Raw genomic sequence first — 8,625 nt, 5'->3', positions numbered from 1 at the left:
GGCGCAGCATGGTCTGATCGCCAAATCCGATCGACGGCTTGCCACGCTGAACCTTTGCTTTCTCGCCTTCATCGCCTTGCTGCCCTTCTCGACCGACCTTCTGGCCGACTTCCTCGAGTTCAGAACCGCGGTGCTGGTCTACTGGCTCAATCTGCTGGCGCTCGGCGTCACGCTGTTCGCGAGCTGGCGTTATGCGGAGAAAAGCGGCTTCGTAGCAGAGGATGTCGATGCGGAAACCAAACGCACGGTCTATCTGCGCATCATCAAGGCACAGATCCTGTGGGCGGCCGGTGCCGCACTCTCGCTTGTCAGTCCCTCGCTCAGCGTCGGCTTCATCCTGATCGTGCAGTTGGTCTATGCCGCCGCGCTTCGCGGTTCACTGCTGCGCAAGGTTATCGGCTGAGGGCCCGCCGACAAACTCCACCGTCACGCCCGGCGAAACCAATTTGGCCAGCTCCCGCGCATCCCAGTTGGTCAGGCGTACGCAGCCATGGCTCTCGGTCTTGCCGATCTTCGACGGATCGGGCGTGCCGTGGATGCCGTAGGTCGGCTTATCCAGGGCGATCCAGACCGAACCGACGGGACCGTTCGGGCCCGGCGGAATGGTCAGGACCTTGTCGTTTTGACCCTGCTTGAAATTGATGCTGGGATTGTAGGTGTAGTTCGGATCGAGCGCCACGCGCGACACCGTGTGTATGCCGGACGGTGACGGCGTATCCGACGAGCCGATGGTTGCGGGATAGGCGGCGACCAGTTTGCCGCCGGCGTCATAGGCGAAAACCTCTTTCTTGTCCTTGTCGGCGACGATACGCGCCACCGGCGTCGAAACCAGCCTGCCGAAATTGGCGACCTTGATGATCGTGCCGGGACGATTGAAATCGACCTCCGGGTTGAGCGCCTTGAGATAATTCTCGTCCATGTGAAAGCGCTCCGCGAGCGCCTCGGTCACCGACGTATAACCCATGCGGTCGAGTTGCGCCTTCTGGCTGTAGTCTTCCGGGATCGACGCGACATAGGGACCGGCCGCGTCCTCCGCTGTAATCGTGTAGTTGGCGAAGGCATCGCCGCCGGATTGCGCAAGTGCCGCTTGGATGGCGACCGCGTCGGTCGATCGCAGATTGGCGCCGGTGATCTGGTTGTAGGCGGCGAGCGCCTTGTCGACATTCGAACCGAAACGCCCGTCGATGACGCCAGGCGAAGCGCCACCCCGGTCGAGCAGCACCTGAAGGGCGGCGACATCCTGGCGCGCTCCCAGCGAAAGTGCCGGGGCAACGGTGGTCTTGTCGCCGGCCTTTGGCGGCAGAGCCGCCTGATCGGCGGGTGTCGTCGGCTGGGCAGGGTCTATCGCGGCCTCGTTCAGCGGCTGGCGCTTGATTGTACCCGGCTTAGCCGGCTGCGGCGCGTCGGGATAATTGTCGTCGTAATTGCCATCGTCCTGCGGCGCCGGCGGGTAGGCTTCGGCGGAATTGTCCCCATAGGGATCGTACTCATCTGCCGGCGGCGGGATAACGCGGCCTTCCTCTTCCAACTGCTTGCGCCGGAACCGCGCCATGTCTTCCGGATCGTCGAGATAGTAGCGGTCGTCGCCTTCGGGGGCGCGGCCCAGTTCGCGCAGTCGTGTCTCGCGGCGCAAGGCGCGGCGGTCGAGCCGGGTCTGCGGCGGCTGGATGGCGATGACCTTGCCGGTATCGGCATCGACGATCACGCGGTTGCCCCTGGCGTCGTAGTAGATGTCGAGATTACCGTCCTGGGCGACAAGGATGCCCCCGGTATCGGCAGCGCGGACAACCCTTGGCGCATTGTCCGTCGTCGGCGCGGCGAACGCCCCGGAAGACACAAGCCCGGCGGCTAGCGCCGAGAGGGCAAAGATCGTGCGGAACATGGTGGCCAAATTCTCCGGTCCGTAAATTTGCCGCCGCCGGCATTGTCTTCTGGCGAACCCCTTCGCCAGCAAACCAGTTACACCATCCTATGGTTCCAACATGAACCGGGCATGAAGATGGCGGTTTTCCGGCGCCTCAAGGAATATAGGCTAGCTTTCGGCAAGTCCCAATTCCTTGCGCGCCTGCCTGGTAAGCTTCAGGGCGACAAGGCGATGGCTCTCGCGCAGATAGTCCTTCAGCGCGGCATCATCCATGCTCTGGCTTGTCCGACGCTGGATCCATGTCATGCCGCGCGAGGCAAGATAGGGTGCGGGCCGTAGCCCCGGCTGTTCCTTGAGCACATCATAGGCGATATCGGAACATTTGAAGGTGACGAAGAGCTGCTGGCCATCGTCCCAGCCGCCGATCGCGAAGACCTTGGCCCCCACCTTCCAAACATGGGCGCCACCCCACTGGACGACATGGGTCGTCGAAGGCAGCGAGTCGCAGAAGCTGTTGTAGTCGTCCAGTGTCATCCCCACCCCACGTTTTATATAAAAACGCCGCGCGTCCAGGAAGGACGCGTGGCGCGGGATCAGGCTGCCGCTTCCGCCGCGACGATCGTCGGTTTGGAGCGGAAATTCAGCCGGTCGGAACCGGCTGTCACCTTGACGGTCGAGCCGTCGAGGATGTCGCCGAGCAGGATCTTCTCCGCCAGTGGGTCCTGCAATTCCTTCTGCATCACCCGCTTCAGCGGCCGCGCGCCATAGGCCGGGTCGTAGCCCTTGGCCGCCAGCCAATCCACCGCCTCCTGGTCCAGCGATAGCGTGATCTTGCGGTCGACAAGCAGGCTCTCGAGCCGCTTGAGCTGGATCTCGACGATGCGGCCCATATCCTGCCGGCGCAGCCGGTGGAACAGGATCACCTCGTCGACGCGGTTGAGGAACTCCGGCCGGAACGATGCCCTGACGACGTTCATCACCTCGTCGCGCACCAGATCGACATCCTGGTCCTCGGTGAGGTTGACGAGATATTCGGCGCCGAGGTTCGACGTCATGATGATCAGCGTGTTGCGGAAGTCGACCGTGCGGCCCTGGCCGTCGGTCAGGCGGCCGTCGTCGAGCACCTGCAAAAGCACGTTGAACACATCCGGATGCGCCTTCTCGATCTCGTCGAACAGCACGACCTGATAGGGCCGGCGCCGCACCGCTTCGGTCAGCGCGCCGCCTTCCTCATAGCCGACATAGCCGGGAGGCGCGCCGATCAGCCGGGCGACCGAGTGCTTTTCCATGAACTCCGACATATCGATGCGCACCATGGCGCTCTCGTCGTCGAACAGAAAGCTCGCCAGCGCCTTGGTCAACTCGGTCTTGCCGACACCCGTCGGTCCGAGGAACATGAACGAGCCGATCGGCCGGTTCGGATCCTGCAGGCCCGCGCGGGCGCGGCGCACCGCTTTCGACACAGCTTGCACCGCCTCGCCCTGGCCAACGACGCGCTTGCCGATCTCGTCTTCCATGCGCAGCAGCTTGTCGCGCTCGCCCTGCAGCATCTTGTCGACCGGAATGCCGGTCCAGCGCGAGACGATATGGGCGACGTGGTCGGGGGTAACCACCTCTTCGACCATGCCGGCTTTGCCGTCCTGGGCCTCGGCCTCCTTCAGCTTCTTTTCCAGTTCCGGAATCTTGCCATAGGCAAGCTCGCCGGCGCGCTGGAATTCACCCTTGCGCTGGGCAATGGCAAGGTCGTTGCGCGCCTCGTCGAGCTGCTTCTTCAGGTCGGCGGCGAGCCCGAGCTTCTGCTTCTCGGCCTGCCACTTGGCGGTGATCTCGGTCGATTCCTCCTCAAGGCCGACGAGTTCCTTTTCCAGGCGGGCGAGCCGGTCCTTCGAAGCATCGTCCGTCTCGACCTTCAGCGCCTCGCGCTCGATCTTGAGCTGCATGATGCGGCGATCGATCTCGTCCAGCGCCTCAGGCTTGGAATCGACCTGCATGCGCAGCCGCGATGCGGCTTCGTCGACCAGGTCGATCGCCTTGTCCGGCAGGAAGCGATCGGCGATGTAGCGGTTGGACAGCGTCGCCGCCGCCACCAGCGCTGAATCCGAAATGCGCACCTTGTGGTGCTGCTCGTATTTCTCCTTCAGGCCGCGCAGGATCGAAACGGTGTCTTCCACCGTCGGCTCGTCGACGAAAACCGGCTGGAAGCGCCGGGCAAGGGCTGCATCCTTCTCGACATGCTTGCGATACTCGTCGAGCGTGGTGGCGCCGACGCAGTGCAGCTCGCCGCGCGCCAGCGCCGGCTTCAGCAGGTTGGACGCATCCATGGCGCCATCCGCCTTGCCGGCGCCGACCAGCGTGTGCATCTCGTCGATGAACAGGATGATGTTGCCGCTGGCCGAGGTGACTTCGGAGAGCACGGCCTTCAGCCGCTCCTCGAACTCGCCGCGATATTTGGCGCCGGCAATCAGCGCGCCCATGTCGAGCGCCATCAGCTGCTTGTCCTTCAGCGATTCCGGTACGTCGCCATTGACGATGCGCAGTGCCAGGCCTTCGGCGATCGCCGTCTTGCCGACGCCGGGTTCGCCGATCAGCACCGGATTGTTCTTGGTGCGGCGCGACAGCACCTGGATGGTGCGGCGGATCTCGTCGTCACGGCCGATCACGGGGTCCAGCTTGCCGGCACGGGCATCCGCAGTCAGGTCGCGCGCGTATTTCTTCAGCGCGTCGTAGCCCTGTTCGGCACTCGCCGAATCGGCGGTGCGGCCCTTGCGGACATCGTTGATGACCTGGTTGAGCGCCTGCGCGGTGACGCCGGCCTTGGCCAATATGTCGGCGGTCTTGGCCGACTTTTCCATGGCGAGCGCCTGCAAGAGCCGCTCGACCGTGACAAAACTGTCACCGGCTTTCTTGGCCAGTTCCTCGGCGGTCGAAAACACTTTCGCCAGCGGCTGGGCCAGATAGAGCTGGCCATTGCCGCCCTCGACCTTGGGCATCGCTTCGAGCGCCGTCTCGACGCCAAGCTTGACGTCGCGGACGTTGCCGCCGGCGCGTTCGATCAGCGACGCGGCCAAGCCCTCGTCGTCGTCGACGAGCACTTTCAGGATATGTTCAGGGGTGAATTGCTGGTGGTTGCGGGAAAGCGCCATGGTCTGCGCGGACTGGATAAAGCCGCGCACGCGCTCTGAGTATTTCTCAAGGTTCATATCTGTCTCCTTCCATCACCGGCCCGCTTTGCGGCACCGGATCCGATTGCGGTGACGGACCCGCTCATTCGAGCCGGGTCCAGTTGAGGCTGATATGGTGCACAGGCGCTGAACCCTCAAGACGTCCCGATATCGGCAACCACATAATATTGCACGGCCGCCCAAACGAAAACGGCGGAGATTTCTCTCCGCCGCTCAATGCCTTGAAATGCCGTTGGGTCAGTTATCGATATCGACATTGACCGGTTGGGCGTTGCCGCTGTCGGCCGGGGCCGCAGCCACCTCGCCGGCGTCGGTCCCGGAACTGGCATTGTCACTACCGCCATCAACCTGATCGGCGTTGACGCGCGGGCGGCGCGGACGACGCGGACGACGGGCAGCACCGCTTTCGGCGGCCGCCTCGTTGAGTTCGGCCTGGGCGGCAAGACCTGCCGGGGAAAGGTTCTCGAACGACGGAGCCGGTTCGGCCGGCGCCACAGATTCGGTCGGCGAAACGGCTTCGCCCTGGACCGGGATCTCGTTGCCCTGGGGCTGACCACCTTGCTCGGCGGACGATGAAAAGTCGCGCTGGCCGTTCTGGCCATAGCCGCCATTGGGGCGGCGATCACGATGGCGCCCGCCATTGTTGTCGCGGCCGCCATTGTTGCGCCCGCCATTGTTATCGCGGGCCTCGCGGCCACCTTCCCGGTTCAGCGCGACCTCGGCCGGCGTACCTTCGATAACCGGCTGCGGGCCGGCGCCATGGTTGACCACCGGGATCTGGACGTCGGAAGCAGCGTTGCTGTTGTTGCCGCTATTGTCGAAATCGTCGCGGTCCTCATCGCCATCATCGTCGAAATCATCGCGATTCTGCTGCGTGTTCTGGATCGGCATCTGCGCCTGTGCGGCCGCGATGATGCGATTGTAATGCTCGGCGTGCTGGAGATAGTTCTCCGCCATGACCCGGTCGCCGGAGCTGTGTGAATCACGGGCAAGGGTGGCGTATTTTTCGGCGATCTGCTGAGCCGAACCGCGGATCTTCACGTCCGGGCCATTGCTCTCGTAGTTGCGCGTCAGGGGATTAGGCCCCTTGCGGTTGTTGTTGTTATTGTTGTTATTGTTACCACCGCCGCCGCCATTGTTGTTGCGACCGCGCATGCGCCTGTTCTGCTGTTGTGGCCTCATCAAACTCTCTTCATTTTGAAATTTTCGAAAAACTCTTCACGAACGGAGGCGCTCATGCAGCCAGCCGTTTCGTCTCTTCACCGGCGTTCGCCCGCATCGATTGCGTTGGCGCCACGTGTCATCCTGTTCCGGTTACATCACTTGCCGGACGATTCCCGCACGAAGCTTGGGCATCGTTTGCGCAAGAAGGCAGCTATTTCCAAGGAAAACCGAATCGCTAAGAGCACTGCCTGCTTCGTCTCATCCGGTTAAGGCGACCCTAGCCGCATTCCCCGGCATTGCCAAGCGCTTTTTTGCACTGCGTCAAGGCTTTATCCTTTCAAAGACAATAACCCTGTCGTTTCCACCGAGGTCACGGAAAACACTGCCCGGCACGTAGCCGGCTGCAGTGAATATCTCGCAGACCTCGTTGCGTTGCGTATGGCCGATCTCGACCGCAATTCTGCCTTCAATTTCCAAAAACCTTGCCGCTTCCGCAGCGATGGTTCTGTAGGGGTTCAGACCGTCCGCGCCGCCATCCAGGGCTAGGCGCGGGTCGAAATTGCGGACTTCGTCCTGCAGATTTCCAATGTCTTCGGAACATATATAGGGAGGGTTTGCGACAATTACATGGTACCGGCCGGAAACTTTTTCGAACCAGTCCGACTGCAGCGCCGTGAACCGGCCCGCAAGGCCAAGTTGCCCGGCATTGCGGGCCGCCGTCGCCAGCGCACCCGCGGACAGATCGACGCCGGTGGCATTAGCCGTCGGCACGACGCTGAGCAGCGCCAGCGCAATGGCGCCGGTGCCGGTGCCAAGATCGAGGATGCGACACTCGCCTTCCTGCGTCGCAACCGCCTTGACGAAGGGCAATATCGCCTCGACCAGCGTTTCGGTATCCGGCCGCGGTTCCAGCGTTTCCGGCGACAGCGCCAGGCGCAAACCGTAGAATTCACGATAGCCGAGGATGCGATGCACAGGTTCGCCGCCGGCGCGGCGTCTCAACGCGGCATCGATTTCGGCAACAGCGCCGGCGCCGACCCTGCGTTCGGGGTCCGCAATGGCTTGCGTGCGCGTCGTGCCCGAAAAATGCTCGACGATCAGCCTCGCATCGAGCGCCGGGTCGTCGACGGTGCTGCCGAGCCGAGCCCGCGCTTCCCGCAGCAGCGGCCCGAGCGCGTTGGGCAGGTCAGTCATCGATGCCGATGTCGGCGAGCAGCTTGGACTGATGATCGGCGATCAGCGCGTTGATGATCTCGTCGAGTTCGCCCATCATCACCCGGTCGAGCTTGTAGAGCGTCAAATTGATGCGATGGTCGGTGACGCGCCCTTGCGGGAAATTATAGGTGCGGATGCGTTCCGAGCGGTCACCGGAGCCGACCTGTGACTTGCGCGATTCGGAGCGCTCCTCGTCAGCCTTGCCGCGTTCGAGATCATAGAGGCGGGCGCGCAGGATCTGCATCGCCTTGGCGCGGTTCTGGTGCTGCGATTTCTCAGCCTGCACGACCATGATGCCGGTCGGCAGATGGGTGATGCGGACCGCCGAATCGGTGGTGTTGACGTGCTGGCCGCCCGAACCCGAGGCGCGCATCGTGTCGATGCGGATATCTTCGGCCCTGATGTCGATGTCGACCTCTTCGGCTTCGGGCAGCACCGCGACGGTTGCCGCCGACGTGTGGATGCGCCCGCTGGCCTCGGTCGCCGGCACGCGCTGCACGCGGTGCACGCCGGATTCGAATTTCAGATGCGCAAAGACGCCCTTGCCCGACACCGTGGCGATGATTTCCTTGTAGCCGCCGGCATCGCCATCACTGGCCGAGGCGGTCTCGAAACGCCAGCCGCGTTCGGCGGCGTAGCGTTCGTACATGCGAAACAGGTCGCCGGCGAAGAGCGCGGCCTCATCGCCGCCGGTGCCGGCGCGGATTTCGAGAATGGCGTTCTTGTCGTCGGCGGCATCCCTGGGCAACAGCAGGATCTGAATGTCCTTCTGCAGCGCCTCGATGCGGTCCTCGACCCCTGGCAGCTCGGCCTCGGCCAGCGCCCGCATCTCGGCGTCAGTGCCCTTGTCGGCAAGCATGGCCTCGAGGTCGGCCTGTTCATGCTCGGCCGCGCGCAGCGCCCTGACCTTGGCCACCATGTCCTGGATTTCGGCATATTCGGATGCCATACGCACATAGGCGTCCGGGGCCGGGCCAGCCGACATCTGCGCTTCGAGCATCTCGAAACGCTTGACGACTTGATCCATACGATCGCGGGGCAAATTGACCATGATGAGGCTGCTATAACGGGATCGAACGGTCGTCGGCAAAGGCCTGCAGCAGCGCCCGCATCGGCAGGCCCTGTGCCGGAGCCATCAGATTGTCGTCGAAAAACGCCTTCAACTCGTCCAACGGCAGTTCCGTCAGCATCGCCTTGACC

Annotated in this window: 6 protein-coding genes and 1 pseudogene; 1 reads left to right on the top strand and 6 read right to left on the bottom strand. The window is 63.2% G+C overall.

Annotation, left to right across the window (positions count from 1 at the left end; all coding sequences use genetic code 11):
* Positions 1-403, top strand: a pseudogene (locus EN925_RS12345) (hypothetical protein); the annotation flags it as partial.
* On the opposite strand, the gene EN925_RS12340 reads toward EN925_RS12345, so the two are convergent.
* The 6 genes from EN925_RS12340 to prfA all read right to left on the bottom strand — a co-directional run bounded on the left by EN925_RS12340 (position 377) and on the right by prfA (position 8,476).
* A complete protein-coding gene (locus tag EN925_RS12340) occupies positions 377-1,882 on the bottom strand; it encodes a L,D-transpeptidase family protein (RefSeq protein WP_013529466.1) in 1,506 nt (501 codons plus the stop codon). The pseudogene EN925_RS12345 and the gene EN925_RS12340 overlap by 27 nt on opposite strands.
* Positions 1,883-2,032: 150 nt before the next feature.
* Positions 2,033-2,398: an MmcQ/YjbR family DNA-binding protein gene (locus tag EN925_RS12335; RefSeq protein ID WP_013529465.1), complete on the bottom strand. Its 366-nt coding sequence runs from the start codon at positions 2,396-2,398 to the stop codon at positions 2,033-2,035.
* 59 nt (positions 2,399-2,457) lie between these two features.
* Entirely contained in the window at positions 2,458-5,064 is a 2,607-nt protein-coding gene (gene clpB / locus EN925_RS12330) for an ATP-dependent chaperone ClpB (RefSeq protein WP_013529464.1), read from the bottom strand.
* A gap of 219 nt (positions 5,065-5,283) precedes the next feature.
* The gene (locus EN925_RS12325; RefSeq protein WP_024503799.1) at positions 5,284-6,228 is read right to left on the bottom strand and encodes a DUF4167 domain-containing protein; all 945 of its coding nucleotides are present in this window, start codon (positions 6,226-6,228) and stop codon (positions 5,284-5,286) included.
* 303 nt (positions 6,229-6,531) lie between these two features.
* Complete coding sequence (gene prmC, locus EN925_RS12320) at positions 6,532-7,404, bottom strand: peptide chain release factor N(5)-glutamine methyltransferase (protein WP_127370352.1); 873 nt, start codon at positions 7,402-7,404, stop codon at positions 6,532-6,534.
* Positions 7,397-8,476: a peptide chain release factor 1 gene (prfA, locus tag EN925_RS12315; RefSeq protein ID WP_127384728.1), complete on the bottom strand. Its 1,080-nt coding sequence runs from the start codon at positions 8,474-8,476 to the stop codon at positions 7,397-7,399. Before prfA ends, prmC begins: the two co-directional genes overlap by 8 nt.
* Positions 8,477-8,625: the final 149 nt, after the last annotated feature.

The organism is Mesorhizobium sp. M7A.F.Ca.US.006.04.2.1 (assembly GCF_004022915.1).
In the GTDB taxonomy this organism is placed as follows: Bacteria; Pseudomonadota; Alphaproteobacteria; order Rhizobiales; family Rhizobiaceae; genus Mesorhizobium; species Mesorhizobium ciceri.
The sequence above is the reverse complement of the archived record's forward strand: the minus strand, read 5'-3'. Positions and strand labels throughout refer to the sequence as shown.

Bases quoted from the DNA above. Each gene is read 5' to 3' on its own strand.
- EN925_RS12325 (WP_024503799.1), bottom strand. From the start codon at position 6,228: ATGAGGCCACAACAGCAGAACAGGCGCATGCGCGGTCGCAACAACAAT.
- EN925_RS12335 (WP_013529465.1), bottom strand. From the start codon at position 2,398: ATGACACTGGACGACTACAACAGCTTCTGCGACTCGCTGCCTTCGACG.
- prmC (WP_127370352.1), bottom strand. From the start codon at position 7,404: ATGACTGACCTGCCCAACGCGCTCGGGCCGCTGCTGCGGGAAGCGCGG.
- prfA (WP_127384728.1), bottom strand. From the start codon at position 8,476: ATGGTCAATTTGCCCCGCGATCGTATGGATCAAGTCGTCAAGCGTTTC.
- EN925_RS12340 (WP_013529466.1), bottom strand. From the start codon at position 1,882: ATGTTCCGCACGATCTTTGCCCTCTCGGCGCTAGCCGCCGGGCTTGTG.
- clpB (WP_013529464.1), bottom strand. From the start codon at position 5,064: ATGAACCTTGAGAAATACTCAGAGCGCGTGCGCGGCTTTATCCAGTCC.